The sequence below is a fragment of the Microbacterium sp. cx-59 genome, from assembly GCF_020805625.1.
Lineage (GTDB): Bacteria > Actinomycetota > Actinomycetes > Actinomycetales > Microbacteriaceae > Microbacterium.
Window position 1 is genome coordinate 351,094 of sequence record NZ_JAJHGO010000004.1, and the last position, 15,773, is coordinate 366,866.

Consider the following 15,773-nt stretch of genomic DNA (forward strand, 5'->3'; position numbering starts at 1 on the left):
CTCACGCCTCCCCAGCGTCATACCGGGCACGAACTTCATGCGCGATCTCAGCGTTTCCGCGCTCCCAGTCGTCAATCTGCGCGCTACGTTCCGCGCGCATGCGGTCGCGGCTCTCGACGAACGCGTCCATCCTGCGGGCGGCTGCGTCTCTCGCTTCTCGCTGCTGCTCGGTGAGCGCAGGGAGCGCTGCCTCGATGACACGGTCCACGGGGCGGAGGGGAAGCCGCTGGTCGACGGGGGGGATAGTCAGGGTCGGTGACGGCAGGGTCTGGTACCAGTAGGCGGTCGAGGACCACTCGTCGGAGAGGTGATTGCCGTGCCCGTGCTCGAAAGTCACCTTGATGCGCTTCTCGAAACGGATCGGGTCGGCCATGTGAAATCGGTAGCTGTGGTGGAAACCGGGAACGTCCTCCTCGTGCACGATCGTGCCGTTGAAGAGATACGCGTTGTGTTGCATGCCCCACGCGTGGCCGAAGTAGTCCTCCATCCCGGTGCCGTGCAGGCTGGGTGGCCAGGTGTCGTCGTCGATAAAGATCATGTCGTCGCCTTCCCCCCACCACGACCCCTGGAAGTGGCGCACCGCGAGCGTGCAGCCCACGTAGTGTCCCCGTCCCTCCGTCTCAAGCGCGACATAGTTGTCGTTCCCGTCCAGGTTCGCCACAGTCGTTTCGATGCTGTTGGACTGCAGGTCCGGTCCCCAACCCGCGTTGGGAAGAGCTCGCCGCCAATGCGCGTGGAAGTAGACCGTGTCGGCCGGGAGCGGCTCGCGGACGAGCTCATAGTCGATGTAGAAGTACTGGAGGTAGGGGATGTCGTTCTGATTCTCGACCACGACACGGGCGCGAGTGTTGAACGGCATTCGGAAGTAGCTGTTGAAGGCGGCGCTGCCGCCGAAGCTATGCAGCTCCGCCTCCTTGGCCGACACCGACAACGGCAACGACTCATATGACCCGGAAAGCGAATTCATCAGCCCAAAGAAGTCACCGAGAGGAGCCACCACGCTCGGCGTCTCCTGGTCATCCCAATAGATCTTCAGAACGACCTTCCGGTAGTAGTCGGGATCGACAACTTCCCAACTGACACCCAAAGCATTGTGGATCTCGAGCATCGGCACACCGACGACGTTGGGGTCGATCTGGCCAGGGCCCGGCTGTATACGGCAGGACTGTGTCATCCAGATGTGCGTGATGAACCCCGGACCCTCAATGTCTGCCAGCGTCCGCTCCTCGCCCGGCATGACGATCCAGTTGTCACGGTTACGGCCGGTCTGATCGAAACTCGACGCGCGGGCCGTACGCGCCGACCGCGCTCGCGTGAGGTCCCCGAGCATTCCGGCCGGTTGCATCTGTTCGGTCACCGTTGTCCTCCTTCGCCCTGCACGCAGGGATTTGTTGACTCCAAAGTCATCGAAACGTTTGTCTCTGACTGCAACGTAGATGATCCATGACGGTTGTGCAAGTGGAGTGAATTTCGACGATCTTGCTGGTGTTCCGGTTGATTGCCGTGGGTTGGGATAAGTTTGCGCAAAAGAATCACACGTCGAGCACGGGAGCTTGCAGATGGCAACGATGGTGGATGTCGCGCGGATGGCGGGAGTATCGATCTCCACGGTGTCGCACGTGCTGAACGGGACACGGAACGTCGAGCCGAAGACGCGCAGCCGCGTCGTATCAGCAATCGAGAAGACCGGTTATCGGCAGGACACCTTGGCGCGTGCCATGCGTCGCTCCAAGACGGACAGCATCGGCCTGATCGTGTCGGACGCGGGCGAGCCGGCGTTCGCGGAGATGGCGCATGGCGTCGAACAGGCCGCCGCAGACCGGGGGCTGACGTTGCTGCTTGCGAATTCCTCCGAGGATTCCGACCGGGAGCAACGAGCCATTCGCACCCTTCTCGAGCGGCGGGTTGACGGGTTGATCCTTGCGCGGGCCGCGAACACGGCACCTGATCTCCTCACCGCATTGAAGGCGGAGAAGACTCCCGTCGTGCTGCTGGACCGGCTCTACAGCGACGTGTCGTTGGATCAGGTGGGTGCCGATAACCGTGATTCCATGCGGCGATTGATGGCCCATCTCACTGCGCGGGGGCACCGCCGCTTCGCCGTGGTGGCGGGCGACGCTCGAGTCCCGTCGGTCGCGGAGCGCCTAGACGGCTTTTATGACGGGGTCCGCGATGCGGGGCTGGTGGGGGACGACCAGTTCGTCCTGACGGGTACCGATGACGGTGAGCTCCGGGAGGCGTTGGCGGCGAATCTGACACAGGGCTCGAGCACCGCGGTTATCGCGTGTAGCACGCCGCTCGCGGTGGCGGGGCTGCGGGCGTTGCAGCAGGCGGCACTGGCAACGCCGATGGACATCGCTTTTGCCACGTTCGACGGATTCACCAATCCGGATCTGTTTAGTCCGGGACTGACGACCGTGCGCCAGCCGGCGTTCGATATGGGCGCGGCGGCGGTGGGTCTGCTGATGGAACGCATCGAGGCGCCCGATGCCAGACCGCGGACTGTTCGTCTGCACCAGTCGCTGGAACTTCGCGAGTCCACCGAGCTCTTCAGCCCCTCAAATCTGAGGGCTTGACAGTTCGGTTTCCCTGCCTCTATCTTGAGACAAACGTTTCGCGCAAACGTTTCGATACTTGGGTCATTCTGCACCCTGCAGACTCGCCATCAAAGGAGATGAAAATGCAACGCACAGTACGCCGTACGCCTCGTGGGCGACTCGCCCTTGCGGTATCCGCAGTCGCTGCCGTAACGGCTCTCGTTCTGACAGGTTGCGGCTCGACGAGCGCACCGGAAGATGGGACAACCGAGATCACTTTGTCCATGCAGAATCCCGACGTCGAGTCGGCAGACCCTGCGACGTGGGCGATTGTCAAGGCGTTCGAAGCGGCCAACCCCGACATTAAGGTCACGGTTTCCGGTGAGGCGGTCGCGGAGCACCTGCAGAAGATCTCGATTGCCGCGCAGAGCGACACGCTCCCGGACATCTTCTGGGTGTATAAGTCCACGGCCGAGGAGATGCAGGGTGCCGGTCTGCTGCTGGACCTCGCCCCGGTGCTCGATGAACTTGATCTGACCGATTCGTTCCCAGACAGCACGGTCGCCAATTTCTCATCCGACGACGTGATCTACGGGGTGCCCTACCAGGGTCTGCTCACCGGGTTGTGGGTGAACAAGAAGATTCTTGAGGACAACGGCGTGGCGATGCCGCAGACGTTCGATGACCTTCTCGCTGCCGCGGAGACGCTCAGCGCGAAGGGCATCACCACGATCTCGAACGGCGCCAACCAGTCCTCGTTCAGCGTCTGGAGCTTCCTCACGATGCTCGACCGGTTTGGGTACGAAGACTTAGTGGACGGCCTCCTCGACGGCTCTGAGCAGTACACCAATGACGACTTCTTGCGGCTCTACGAGCACATCGATGAGCTGAGGCTGGCGGGCGCGTTCCCATCGAACGTGTCGACCCAGACGTATCAGCAGGCGGTGGACCAGTTCATCAACGGCAACGCGGCGATGCTGGACGCCGGAGTGTGGGCATCCAGCGCCATCCAGGAATCTGACGTTGCGGCCGACATCACGTTCTGGCAGGGACCCCAGTTCGAGGACGGAGTGGGTGAGCAGAACATTATCATGAACGTCGCGTCTGCACCGTTCGCGGTCGACCACAAGGTCGGCGATGATGAGGCCAAGCTGGACGCGGTGAAGAAGTTCCTTGCTTTCTACTACGGGGACGAGGCTCAGCAGATCCTCGTCGACAACGGGCAGCCGCCTGTCACGACCTATGCTCCCCAGGTCGACGCCGACAACCAGAGTGCTCTCAAGGCCGCACTGGACGCGGCAACCGCCGACGGGGTGACCAGCCCGCAGTCGCAGCCCGACCTGTTCGTGCCGACACCCGTAGCCAACGCAATGTACGACAGCATCTACGGCGTCATCCAAGGTCAGCTAACACCCGAGGCCGCCCTCGATCTGGTGCAAAAGGCGCTCGACAGCAACCGGCCGTAACCGATGGGCGGGGCCGGTGCGCCGGCCCCGCCCCACACCCGTCGTCGGCACCGCACCTCAGTAAGGAGACACCCCATGATCTGGGTCAGCAACCGCTGGAAGATCCTCCTCATGATCACCCCGGCGATCATCGTCTTCACGATGTTCGTCGTCTACCCCGTCATCTACTCCGGGGTGTTCAGCTTCACCCGGTTCCAGGGCTTTGGCGCACCGACGTGGATCGGTTTCGACAACTACATCGCCCTCTTCAACGATCCGTTCTTCTGGCAGGCCCTCCAGAACACAATTGTGATCCTGGTCGTCAGCCTCGGCATCCTCATCCCCGCCTCGTTCGCACTCGCTCTCCTGCTTCAGCGAACCATCGCGGGCGGAGGCCTAATGCGGGCACTCGTGTTCGGACCAGCGATCATCGCGCCGATCCTTGTCGGACTGATCTGGGTCTTCATCCTCGACCCGAAGATCGGGCTCCTCAATCGCGCACTGGGCGCCTTCGGGATCCCTCCCGTGCAATGGATCGGCGGCGACTACCTGACGCCGATCTCCGTGTCCGTGGTCTTCATCTGGAGCAGCATCGGTTTCGCCATGACGATCTTCTACGCAGGACTGCAGCTGCTCCCCAGCGACGTCATGGAAGCGAGCGCCTTGGACGGGGCGACCGGCTGGCAACAAACGTGGCACATCAAGATCCCCATGATGCGCGAGACGTTCGCGATCGTCACCATCTTGATGATCACCAACGTGTTCAAGATCTTCGAGCTCGTCTACATGCTGACCGGCGGAGGACCGGTGCACCGCTCGGAAACACTCGTCAGCTACATGTACTTCATCACGTTCACCAACCAGCAATACGGATACGGCATGGCACTCGCTGTCATCATCACGATCCTGGGAGCCGTCGTCTCTATCGGGTATCTGGCTGCGGCCCACCGAAAGGAGTCCGTCTCATGACGCACCGCACCTCCGCCCAAACGCACACCACCGCACCAGAAGGCTCGGTCAATCCCGGGCCCACGGGCGCATCCCGACACCGACGCCCCGGGCGTAGAGCAGCGGCCGGATTCGGCATCGTCGCATACCTCGTGACGTTCCTCATCATCCTGCCGCTGCTGTGGATTGTCCTGCTGTCATTGCAGCCGAGCGCGAACATCCTGTCGAATCCCTTCTCATTCGAGAATCTCACTTTCGACAACTACTTCAACGCGATCAGTTCGCTCCCTCTGCTGCGCATGTACGGGAACACACTCCTCATCGCGCTCGCCTCGGTGACAATCGGGACCGCGATCTCCTTCATGGCAGCCTTCGCGCTGACGCGAATGGTCTTCCGACGGCGACGTGCGCAGTCGTCCGTCCGGTTCTACCTCCTCGCGGGGCTGGCCGTTCCCGTCTACATCCTGCTATTCCCGGTATATCGGCTCGACCTCGCGCTCGGCATCTTCGGCACCTACTGGGCGCTGATCCTCCCCTACGTCGCGGTGTCGATCCCGTTCAACACACTCCTCATGACCGGCTTCCTCCGCGAGTTCCCCGCAGAGATCGAAGAAGCCGCCATCATCGACGGCGTCGGCCTGTGGAAACTCTGCTGGACCGTCGTGCTCCCCCTGATGAAACCAGTCATCGCCACAATCCTCATCTTCAACGTCGTCTACGTCTTCAACGAGTTCCCCTTCGCCTCCATCCTCATCAACGACCCCGACATGGTCACCGTCTCACTCGCGGTCTCACGATTCCAAGGCCAATACACAGTCGACTACGGCGGAATGATGGCCGCAGCCACACTCGTCCTCATGCCCCAGCTGATCATCTACGCACTGTTCCAACGGCAAGTCATCGCGGGCATGACGGTCGGCGCTGTAAAGGGTTAACGGCCGCGTGGCGTTACTACGTCGGGCGGGGGAATGCGCGTGCCAGCGCCCGGCTGCTCTCCGCGGGGCGTCCCCCGAGAATCGCCCCTCGTTGCAATGTCTGCTGGAATACGAGACGTCGCAAGGGGAACGAGGCTCGATCCGTCGGTACCGCAGTCAAGACGATAGTTGCCGGTTCGTCATCTGGAATAGTGGTGGTGACGGGCGTCATTGGCGGTCAGGAAGGTCTTCGAGCCGAGGGAGATCCGCACCTTTTCGCGACACGGTAATGGCCGCTGACTGCACCGCGTTCAAGCCGAAGCGCTCGAGAGATTCGTGGTTGAGCCCCTGGCTGCCGGAAGTCAGGATGTCGAGAATGAGGGATGCCATGAAAGTGTCACCGGCTCCGATGGTGTCGACAGCGTCGACCTTAACTGCAGGTATACGGACAATGTTTTCGGCATTGGCGACAAGTGCGCCTTCCGCCCCGAGCGTGATCGCCACGAGACGGGGGCCGAGATGGAGTACAGAACGGAGCACCTCGTCCGGGGGTGTCGCTGGGTAGAGCCACGCTGCGTCTTCGTCGCTCATCTTCACGACGGCGGCGATGCGTGCGACAGCCTCGAATGCCGCAAGCGCGACCGCGTGCGACCCCACCAAGGCGGGCCGGATGTTCGGGTCGAACGTCATCTCTTGCGCTGACGAGCGCCGCAGAAATTCTCGGACAGCGGTCGCGCCGGGCTCCATGAACGCGGCCACCGACCCTGTGTGCACGACACGCGGCGGCGAGTCAAGGAGCGGGCCGGCGGTGGTCTCCCAGGCCAAGTCAAACTCGTAATCCGCATGCCCGTCCGACGCGATCTTCGCAACCGCAGTGGACGTCGCCCGCGCCGAGTATGACTCGGGCAGTGTGTGTACGCCAGAGGCGGTCAGGTGACCGACGATCTTTCGTCCTCGCGCATCATCAGCAAGGTGGGTGAGGAGACCCACGGACACCCCCAGCCGGCCGAGCCCGAGCGCGACATTAGCCGGACTGCCGCCCACGTGCTCGGTGACCTCGGTGCCCGTGTCGACGATGTCGATCAGAGCCTCACCGATCACAAGAACGTCGAGGCCGAACGGCTGCTCCATGTGCTCAGCCGTCCGAGTCGCGCGATTCGACACGGATCGAGTTGAGCGGGGCGGCGGGAAACACCTGCTCAGTGAATGTGATGAGACCACCGCCCGCGTAGATCTCGACGATCGTCGCATCGACGATGATCCTCAGATCGAGGACAGTGTCGAACGCTACGGGAATCGGAGCCCAGTCGACCGAGGGGTACTCGGCGTGGAAGTCGGTCGCACCGCTCTGCGTCCGGTCGCAGGTAATGCTGCGGTCTTCGCCGTCGACGGTGATCACGAGTTGATCGCCCGCCTCGCTGGAGAGCACGACGGCGTTTCTGTCACCCGACCCGCACGGCACGTTCAGCGCGAAGTCCGTGACCCCCGTCTGATCGAGGGGCAGCACCGGCCGCTGGACGAGACGGAGCCTACCCTCAGCGGTCCGGACGAGTGTCACCTCTCGCACGAGCGACATCGCAGAGCGCCATGGATGGGTCGGAGTCTCGTTCGCGTAGTCCCAGTTGCTCGCCCAGCCGATCATGAGCCGTCGACCGTCTGGCACGTTGTTGAACGACACAGCGGCATAGTAGTCGCGCCCATAGTCGAGCCAGTCGTAGTCCTCGGGGTCGGTCGAGTCGGTCACTCGGTCCGCCGTGAAGGTGAACCCATCGAAGTTCCCCACGAAGTACTGGGTTCCGGAACCGCCGGCGATGCCGCCGGGGTTCATGCTGACCACGAGCACCCACCGTGTCTCATCGCTATCGCCGATCCTCAGCGCGAAGAGATCGGGGCACTCCCACACGCCTCCTACGGCGTGCGCAGGTCCGAAGTGCGATGCGTAAGTCCACGTGATGAGGTCAGGCGACGTGTAGAGCACCACCTGCCGCTTGACAGCCTCGACGGCGACCATCACCCAATGGCCGTCGTCACCTCCGTGCCAGAACACCTTCGGGTCACGGAACTCGGCGGATCCGATGTCAAGCACTGGATTGCCTGCGTACCGCGTCCAGGTCGCTCCGTCATCGAGGCTGAAGGCGAGGGACTGGGTTTGGGACGCCGGCGCGTCCCCTCGCGGCGGACGGGCACTCGTATAAACGGCCACCAGGGCGCATTGGCCAGGTCCTGCGAACCCCGCCGTGTTGCGCTCATCCACCACGGCACTGCCAGAGAACGCCATCTCGTCGTCCGTGGCAGGAATGGCGATGTCGTGCTCTTCCCACGTCACGAGGTCGGCCGACGTGGCGTGCCCCCACGAGATGTTTCCCCAGGTCGTCCCGTGAGGGTTGTTCTGGAAGAAGAGGTGGTACTGCCCTTCGTGGAACAGAAGGCCGTTCGGGTCATTCAGCCACGTGCTCGCCGCGGTGAAGTGCGCCGTGGGCCGCAGGGAGAGGCTGTCGGGCGTGGTGGTCGAAGGCGTGGTCACGGGTGCTCCTGGCGTGGTCGAGGCGATGCGGCGGCCGGTCGGGATGAATTCGCGCGGGCGGGCGGATTTCGGGTTCCGCCCGCCCGAGAGACGGCTATTTGCCGCCCTGCTGGAACCGGTCGTAAGCCTGCTGGTAGGTGGCGACGACATCGTCGACGCCGAGTGTCTGCAGCTGCGAGACGTATGCGTCCCACTCACCGTCGATCGTGCCGTTCACGATCCACGATGCGAACTTCTCTTTGACGAGCGTGTTGATGTCTGTGTTCGCGAGCGAGACCCGGTCGAGTTCCTCGTTCGAGAGCATCACGGGCGGGTAGGCATCGTTGGCCTGGAACGGTGCATAGAACTCGGTGACAAGATCCTGACGTTCCTTCGCTCGCGGCTCCGGTGCGACGACGGTCACGAAATCGTCCGCTGTCGTGATCTTGGGCCCGCCGGGAGCGACGCGCTGGCGACGTTCACCCTCGGACTCTCCTGCCGCTGCCGGGATCTGCACGAGGACGCCGTCGGCGTTCTCTTCGAGGGTGACGCCGATCGGACCCCAGTTCGATTGCGCGGACATCACGGGCTCGAAGAGCCGATCTGCCCAGCGCATCGTGGCGGCCGGGTATTCGTTCGCGCGGGTGATGGTCATCGCGCCGCGACCGATCTCCTGGTTGTTGGCGACGCTAGCGAGCTTCTGTCCGTCGACGCCCTCGAGGATGCCGAGGAGTGCATAGTCGCCGACCCGGTCTTCGCCGACCATCTCCTTCGCCTCCCACCAGAAGAACGACCCGAGGATCGGGGTGCCCGACTTGCCCTTAGAGAGGTACGCGACGTCGTCCTGCGAGAACGACTCCGGATCGATGAGACCGTCGGCGTACCAGTCGCCGAGGGCGGTCACGCCGTCTTTGTAACCGTCGGTGTTGGCTGTGAACTGCACCTCGTCATCACGAACGATGCGGTGATCGTTATTCTCGGGCTGCCCGCCGAGCGCGGCGATCAGGTCGTTGGGGTTGGCGCAGAACGAGTCCGTGCGAAACGAGAGGGGAATCTCGTCTGCGGCGCCGTTGCCGTTCGGGTCCTGCGTCTTGAAGGCTTCGAGCGCGTCGTGGTACTCGTCGATCGTGGTCGGCATCGGCAGTCCGAGCGCGCTCAGCCACGCGGTGTTGATGTAGAGGAAGTTCGGGTATTGCACGAGCCCGAGCTCTTCGACGGACGGGAGCGTGTAGATGTGCCCGTCTGACGCGGTGATTGCCGCGCGGATGTCAGGTCGCGAGTCGAGGATGTCGGTGAGGGTCGGAGCGTATTCATCGATGAGGTCTTCCAACGGAAGGAGCGTGCCGTTGCTGCCGTTCTGCACGATCTCGGCATCCGAGAGTCCCGAGTTGAACAGGACGTCGGGAAGGTCACCACTGGCCAGCATCAGGTTCTTCTTCTCGGCGTACACCTGATCGGGAAGGTTTTCCCATTCGATCGCGATGTTGGTGTCGGCCTCCCACTGCTGCACGAGCTCCATCTCCGAGTAATCGGGCGCCAGCGGCGTCTTGCTGCCACCGAAGGTGAGCGTGAGAGTGTCATCCACGATCGGGAGCCCCTCCTCGTTGAAGCCGAAGTCGGCGGACTTGTCGGCGATCTCAGTATCGGCTCCCCCGCCGGAGCAACCGGCGAGGAGAACGGCGCCGCTGAGGGCGAGGGCGGATGCGGTGAGGAAACGGCGGTGTCTCATGGTGTTCTTTCTTGTTGGGTGATGGGACGGTGTGACAAACCTGTGGGAGACGGTGGGTGAGCAGGACACGATCAGCTCTTCACTGCGCCGAGGAGGGCGCCCTTGGTGAAGTGCTTCTGCATGAAGGGGAGGACGATCAGGAGGGGGATCGTGGAGACGACGATCATTCCGTACTTGATCAGCTCCCCCAGGCGCTGAGCTGCGGCATACGAGTCCAGAGCCCCCGTGCCACCGGCGGAGTTCACCTCGGACTGGATCAACACGTTGCGCAGCACCAGCTGGAGCGGGTACTTGCTCTCGTCATTGAGGAAGATCAGTGCGTCGAAGAACGCGTTCCAGTTGGCGACGAGGTGGATCATGATCATTAGGAAGATGAGGGGCTTGGAGAGCGGGAGCACGATCTGAAGGAAGAACCGGAAGTCGTTGGCGCCGTCGAGTTGTGCCGCCTCCCGCAGCTCGGCCGGCACGTTGTTCTCGAAGAACGCCCTCGCGATGATGAGGTTCCAGACGCCGATGGCCCCGGGCAGCACGATCGCCCAGATGGTGTCGAGCATGCCCAGGTCACGAACGACCAGGTAGCGGGCGATGAGGCCGCCATCGATGAACATCGTGATGATGAACAGCAGCATGAAGAACGTTCGGCCGTAGAGATCCTTGCGTGAGAGCGCATAGGCGGCGCAGAGGATGGCGACCACGCTGATCGCCGTGCCGAGGACCGTGTACAACACGGAGTTGCCGAAGGCCCGGATGATCGTCGAGTCGGAGAAGATCCGCGCGTACCCCTCGAGCGTGAATCCCCGGGGCCACAGCCAGACGTTGCCGTTGAGGATCTCGGAGGGCTCGCTGACCGAAGCGATCACAATGAAGTACAGCGGGTAGAGGATGACGACGATGGCCAGGAGCAGCATCCCGATCGCCACGACGTTGAAGATCGGGTCGGCGGCGCGGTCGCGCCAACGGCCGCTGCGCGGCCGTGGACTATGCGAGCGCGGTTGCGAGTCGTCGGGGGAAGGCACCGATGCCGCGGTCTTCAGGGCTGGAATCGTGTGTGTCATGGCGTCATCACCAAAGGGTCGATTGTCCGGCCCGCTTGGCGACCCAGTTGAAGGTCAGCAGCAGGACGAGGTTGATCAGGGAGTTGAACAGGCCGATCGCGGCTGAGTAGCTGAACTGCGCTTGCTGCAGTCCGATCTTGTAGACGTAGGTCTGGATGACTTCGGATGTGGGGAGGTTCAGATCGGTCTGCATGAGCAGCACCTTTTCGAACCCGAGGTTGAAGAGGTTGCCGATGGCGAGGATGAACAGGATTGTGATCACCGGCATGATGCCGGGGATGTCGATGTGACGGATGCGCTGCCACTTGTTCGCCCCGTCGACGCGTGCGGCCTCGTGCAGCGAAGGATCGATCGCGGTCAACGCCGCGAGATAAACGATCATCGAGAACCCGGCCGTCTGCCAGATGTCCGAGCCGATGTACAGCGGTCGGAACCACTCAGGCGAGCCCATGAAGAAGACAGGTTCACCGCCGAAGGCGACAATGGCGTTGTTCACGATGCCCGACCGCGGTGAGAAGAGCAGGAAGATCATTCCGACGACGACGACTACGGAGATGAACGACGGCGAGTACAGCACGGTCTGCGTGAACTTTTTGAATCGCTCGCTCTGCAGTTGGTTGACCACGAGAGCCAGGATGATCGGCACGGGGAACGCGATCAGCAGTCCGAGTGAGTTCACCGTCAGGGTGTTCACGATCAGGCGTTCGAATTGGAACGAAGTGACGAAGCGGACGAAGTGCTCGAGGCCGACCCACGGACTGCCGGCGAAGCCGAGGGCGGGGTTGTAGTCGCGGAAGGCGATCTGTGCTCCGTACATCGGCCAGTACTTAAAAATCACGACGTAGACTACGGCCGGCGCGAGTAATACGTATAACTGCCAAGAATGGAGCGCGCGTCGGACGTGGAGACGGAGCCGGTTCTTCTTCTTCTTCGGTGGCGCGATCTTCGCCGCCTCAGCCAGGGGTGGGGATTCGATGGTCATGTGCGCACCTTTGCACTCGTCACAGATCCGCGCAGGATCAGTGAACATTCGACGGACGTTCGGGAGGGGCTGTCGGGGGTATCGCTGAGAAGGATGTCGAGGGCTTGCCGCGCCATCTGCTCGTAGGGCAGCTCGACGGTGGTCAATCCGGGGTCGAGGAACGGTGCCAGCATGTCGTGGTTGTCGAACCCGATGATCGAGCAGTCCTCACCGACCCGCAAACCCGCAGATTCCAGCGCGCGATACGCGCCCCACGCGGTGCGGTCGTTGCCGCAGAAAATCGCGGTGGGCGGGTCCGCCTCTGCGAGGAGATTGAGAGTGGCGGAAAACCCGTCTTCGACGACGCCCGTCCCGCTCCGGGTCAGGCGAGGGTCATCGGCGATACCCGCCTCGGCGAGCGCGCGACGGTAGCCCGCGAGACGACCGATACCTGCCGGAAGGTCGCTCTCCGGGGGTTGGATGTTGATCATCGCGACACGGCCATGGCCCGCCTCAATGAGGTGCCGGGTGGCAGCGTAGCCGCCGCCCTCTTCGTCGGGGAACACGCTCGGGACGCGGTCGGATCGGTCATGGGCGTTGACGACGACGGTTGGTATCCCCTGCAGCCCGGCGGGGACGTCGACAGCACGGTGGTACATCGACGCGTAGACGACGCCCTTAACTCGATACGACAGCATCATGTCGATCGCAGCCGCTTCCAGATCAGAGTCGTTGAACGTATCCACGCTAAGAATGACGCTCCCCGACTCCCACGCGCGAAGCTGGGCACCCTTCAAAAGGCGACCAGCGAACGGCGAGCTCGCGACCTCGTCAGAGATGAAACCGATCATGCCCGACTCTCCGCTTCGCAATGACTTCGCGAACGCGTTGGTGCGATAGCCGAGTTCCGCGACCGCATTCATCACTCGCTCGCGAGTGACGTCATTGACGCGACTTCCGCCGACGTTGTTCAGCACGAGGGAGACCGTGGCTTGCGAAACGCCCGCACGCTCAGCGACCTGCCACATCGTGGCTGTCCGTGGCTTCTTGCCCACTGCCTCATCACCTCCTCGTGATATGTTAATCGTATGACTGATACGGTAATGGACACCGAGAAGATCTGTCAACCCGTGGCGAGCATCACCCGCCGCGGGAAGCGATGACCTTCCGGTACCACTGCGTCGCCGTTCGGATGGTCGCACTGGCACGACACCCAGCGCCTCCACGGCTACCTCGGTGACATCCCACTCGCCGAGTTCAAGCAAAAATTCTATGCTGACCAAACCACTGCCGATCAGCTCGTGGGAGTCAAATAGCGCGAGTCTCCATCAGACCCGGGGCGCTTCAGCAGTGTGAAGGACGGCGGGAATGGAAGTCAGCTGGCCGCGTGCGGAACGAGCTAATGCCTCGCTTTTGCGAGCCGAGCCGCCGGGCATTGGAGACCTACGCCGAAACCCCGCGCCCCAGGTTCTGTTCTTCCTCGTAGTGCTGACTGGAGCGGTCGTCGTGGCGGCGTCTGACATTGGCCTCATGCAGCCTGAGTTCCTCGTCTCTTTTGGCTTCGTCCTAATGGGCACCTTGGCCGCACTCGGCGCTGCGCGTTTTCCCCGCAGTGACGCCGGGACGGTGTGGCTAGCTGCCATCCCGCTCATCGATCTTGTCTTCTGGGCGTTCCTTCGCGATGTATTTGTAAGATCCTTCACACCTAGCGCTTTTGGATTGATGTTCCCGCTGGCGTGGTTGGCATTTGCGTTTCCCGCGCGGCTGCTCTTCGTTGCCGCCGTCGCAATTACGTACGCCGGCGCCCACCCTCTCATCCGCCAGGGTTATGTCGACCTGGATGGCTTAACGGGAGCCGTGGCCTTTCCGGCATTCATGATGGCGTTCGCGATCGCGATCGCCGTGTTCTCGCGACGTTTCTGGAAGACGGAACGTGGCCTAGGGAATGCCGCCGACCGTGTCCGCGAGCTCACTACGAAAAATTCGCGCACCGCATCAACTCTCGCCGCAGTCCTTGACTCGACATCCGAAGGCATCGTCATATTCGATGCCGATGGGCGCCCGGTTAGCGTGAACGATGCCGCACGGCAGCTCCACCTTGTCTTCGCTGACCAGCCGTCAGGCAACGGCACGCCATCAGCTCGGCCGGCAGACGGGTCCTCGGTCTCTTTCGGTCCTGGCTTCACCGCCCGGATGCGAGCAGGCGAGTTCTCCGAAGGCGTGACCGCGCGGTTCATCGACGCTGACCGAGAACGCGTGATGCGGTTCTCCGCTCGAGAGATCCAGGACGGCAATGACCATCAGATCATGGGGCACGTGCTGATCTCCCACGACGTTACCGAACTAGTGGAAGCCATCGATTCGCGTGATCGATTCTTGCGAACCGTCGGACACGAATTGCGCACACCGCTCACAGTGATACTCGGGCGCGCCGAACTGCTCAGCGAGTTGCCTGAAGCCACGGAATCGGCTCACTCGATCATCCGAGCTGGAGAAAAGCAGCTCGCCGTAATCAAACAACTTCTCGCAGCCGGGCGTCAGCATGTGCCCGACAACTTGACAGCCGTTCAATTGGAACCCACCGTCCGAAAGGCGATCGAAATATTCTTGCGATCTCCACATGGGAGGAAACGCTGCGTTCACTTGGAATCGACCAATGCGCAGCTAAAGGCTTGGGCAGATCCGACGGATGTCGAAAGGATTGTATCTATCCTTCTATCCAATGCTGCGCAGTACAGTTCCGATACTTCCACGATCACCGTCGCGCTCAGCCAAAGGAGCGAGCACGCGCTAATCGACGTAATTGATAAAGGAGTGGGCATGAGTTCAGCCGAACGCGTGCGCGTCTTCGAACCGTTCTACCGCACGGACTTCTCGCATAGCCAAGCCGTACCAGGTGTTGGACTAGGGCTAACTTTGGCGCGAGAAATAGCAAGTTCTAACTCAGGTTCTTTGGAACTTCACGCCGGCGCGAATGGTGTCGGCACTTGCGCGAGAGTCGCGCTCGTGTGTCCCGAGTGAAACGAACTCAGCTTTCCCGACTTCCCCAGAGCCCAGCAGCCGCCGCGCACCGCTCAGTCCATCAGCCGCGAAACGCCACGGCCCATACGACCGTGATGAGTTAGGCCATCCCGGCGAGGTCGCGGTAGACGATGCAGGGGGTCACTCAGCGAATCGCGAATCCAACAGTTCACCGATCCAGGCGATCAAGTCGGGCGTATACCCCTCGGCAATCGTCTCATGCACATGCTGCCCCCACATTGCCCGCAGCACGTCTTGAGAGTCCGGCTGCATCTGCATCGCGCTCCCGACGGATCCTTGCCCCGTCGACCCAGGCGCTTAAAGCGGATGCAATGTTCGGCGCATTCTCGGCGTTCGTGCGCGCAGTCCCCGCGTCCAGCGCCCCGAGTACGTACGCGTCGAGGAGTCGCACCATCGGCTTGCCGTCGTAGCGACCCGCATCAGCACTCGTAGCTCAGCCCCAAGAGCGCGCGTGAAGGGCTTCACGATCGCCATGAATGAACTCTTCGGCGATGACAGGATGGTCGGATTGCAGTGGCACCTCTTCGTCAGTAGAGCTTAGGTGCCCGCCGCCCAAGCCAGTATTCGAATCCTCGAATTGGCGTGCGGTCGGTTTTCTCGCATACTGCTCGTCTTGCGAAAGCTGACGAGCCCCACCCC

The 15,773-nt window shown here is 62.3% G+C and carries 12 protein-coding genes; 5 read left to right on the top strand and 7 right to left on the bottom strand.

The genetic code is table 11. The annotated features are described in order from the left end of the window. Window position 1: 1 nt before the first annotated feature. Window positions 2-1,357, bottom strand: a complete 1,356-nt coding sequence (locus tag LMI96_RS05150) for a glycoside hydrolase family 172 protein (protein WP_228360706.1) — start codon at window positions 1,355-1,357, stop codon at window positions 2-4. Window positions 1,358-1,559: 202 nt separating this feature from the next. On the opposite strand from LMI96_RS05150, the gene LMI96_RS05155 reads away from it, so the two are divergent. From LMI96_RS05155 to LMI96_RS05170, 4 genes are all read left to right on the top strand, one after another. Further along, complete coding sequence (locus LMI96_RS05155; RefSeq protein ID WP_228360707.1) at window positions 1,560-2,576, top strand: LacI family DNA-binding transcriptional regulator; 1,017 nt, start codon at window positions 1,560-1,562, stop codon at window positions 2,574-2,576. Window positions 2,577-2,821: 245 nt separating this feature from the next. Beyond that, a complete protein-coding gene (locus LMI96_RS05160; RefSeq protein ID WP_228360708.1) occupies window positions 2,822-4,003 on the top strand; it encodes an ABC transporter substrate-binding protein in 1,182 nt (393 codons plus the stop codon). A gap of 75 nt (window positions 4,004-4,078) precedes the next feature. Then, the gene (locus LMI96_RS05165; protein ID WP_228360709.1) at window positions 4,079-4,951 is read left to right on the top strand and encodes a carbohydrate ABC transporter permease; all 873 of its coding nucleotides are present in this window, start codon (window positions 4,079-4,081) and stop codon (window positions 4,949-4,951) included. Then, window positions 4,948-5,865 (top strand): carbohydrate ABC transporter permease, encoded by a 918-nt coding sequence (locus tag LMI96_RS05170; RefSeq protein ID WP_228360710.1) that lies wholly within the window; start codon window positions 4,948-4,950, stop codon window positions 5,863-5,865. The genes LMI96_RS05165 and LMI96_RS05170 overlap by 4 nt, the downstream gene beginning before the upstream one ends. A 207-nt stretch (window positions 5,866-6,072) precedes the next feature. Here the strand turns inward: LMI96_RS05170 and LMI96_RS05175 are convergent, their stop codons facing one another. The 6 genes from LMI96_RS05175 to LMI96_RS05200 all read right to left on the bottom strand — a co-directional run bounded on the left by LMI96_RS05175 (window position 6,073) and on the right by LMI96_RS05200 (window position 13,120). Next, window positions 6,073-6,975, bottom strand: a complete 903-nt coding sequence (locus tag LMI96_RS05175) for a carbohydrate kinase (protein ID WP_228360711.1) — start codon at window positions 6,973-6,975, stop codon at window positions 6,073-6,075. A 4-nt stretch (window positions 6,976-6,979) separates the two neighbouring features. Further along, window positions 6,980-8,368, bottom strand: a complete 1,389-nt coding sequence (locus tag LMI96_RS05180) for a glycoside hydrolase family 32 protein (RefSeq protein WP_228360712.1) — start codon at window positions 8,366-8,368, stop codon at window positions 6,980-6,982. 94 nt (window positions 8,369-8,462) lie between these two features. After that, window positions 8,463-10,076, bottom strand: a complete 1,614-nt coding sequence (locus LMI96_RS05185; protein ID WP_228360713.1) for an ABC transporter substrate-binding protein — start codon at window positions 10,074-10,076, stop codon at window positions 8,463-8,465. Between the two features lie 71 nt (window positions 10,077-10,147). Next, window positions 10,148-11,131, bottom strand: a complete 984-nt coding sequence (locus tag LMI96_RS05190) for a carbohydrate ABC transporter permease (protein WP_228360714.1) — start codon at window positions 11,129-11,131, stop codon at window positions 10,148-10,150. Window positions 11,132-11,138: 7 nt separating this feature from the next. Continuing rightward, window positions 11,139-12,113 (bottom strand): sugar ABC transporter permease, encoded by a 975-nt coding sequence (locus tag LMI96_RS05195; protein ID WP_228360715.1) that lies wholly within the window; start codon window positions 12,111-12,113, stop codon window positions 11,139-11,141. Beyond that, window positions 12,110-13,120 carry a LacI family DNA-binding transcriptional regulator gene (locus tag LMI96_RS05200; protein ID WP_228360801.1) on the bottom strand — a complete coding sequence of 337 codons (1,011 nt, stop codon included), beginning with the start codon at window positions 13,118-13,120 and terminating at the stop codon, window positions 12,110-12,112. The genes LMI96_RS05195 and LMI96_RS05200 overlap by 4 nt, the downstream gene beginning before the upstream one ends. A gap of 340 nt (window positions 13,121-13,460) precedes the next feature. Between LMI96_RS05200 and LMI96_RS05205 the strand changes: the two genes are divergently transcribed. Beyond that, window positions 13,461-15,113 carry a PAS domain-containing sensor histidine kinase gene (locus LMI96_RS05205; RefSeq protein WP_228360716.1) on the top strand — a complete coding sequence of 551 codons (1,653 nt, stop codon included), beginning with the start codon at window positions 13,461-13,463 and terminating at the stop codon, window positions 15,111-15,113. The last annotated feature ends 660 nt before the right edge of the window (window positions 15,114-15,773 follow it).